Source organism: Planktothrix tepida PCC 9214 (assembly GCF_900009145.1).
Classification (GTDB): domain Bacteria; phylum Cyanobacteriota; class Cyanobacteriia; order Cyanobacteriales; family Microcoleaceae; genus Planktothrix; species Planktothrix tepida.
Map to the genome: position 1 here is coordinate 1 of NZ_LN889858.1, position 569 is coordinate 569.

Here is a 569-nt window from a genome sequence, read left to right on the forward strand (position 1 = left end):
CAACGGGTAGTATTTAAGCTGCAAAAGAGAATTTACCAGGCATCATTATCGGGACAAAATGCAAAAGCTCGGAAGCTCCAAAAACTTCTAGTCAAGTCATATTACGCCAAACTCTTAGCAATTAGAAGGGTAACTCAAGATAATCAAGGCAAGAAGACATCCGGGATAGATGGGGTTAAATCCATCACACCCAAACAACGATTAGAACTTGCCCAAAACTTGAATAAATACCAAAAGGCAAAACCACTCCGAAGGAAATGGATACCCAAACCCAACGGTGAGGAAAGACCTCTAGGAATTCCAACTATAAACGACAGAGTAAGGCAAGCCTTGGTGAAATCTGCATTAGAGCCACAATGGGAAGCCAGATTTGAGGGTGAAAGCTACGGGTTTAGACCCGGACGCTCTGCCCATGACGCAATGTCACGAGTCTTCCATAGCATCAAACAAGGGGAATATTACATCCTAGATGCTGACATCTCAAAATGCTTCGACCAGATTAATCATGATTACCTACTGTCCAAAATTGATTGTCCATCAATAATAAAAGCCCAAATCAGACAATGGTT

1 protein-coding gene is annotated in these 569 nt (G+C 42.0%); it reads left to right on the top strand.

The annotated features are described in order from the left end of the window. Positions 1-569: reverse transcriptase N-terminal domain-containing protein (locus tag PL9214_RS29485; protein WP_186440515.1), on the top strand; the 569-nt coding region annotated here is incomplete at both ends.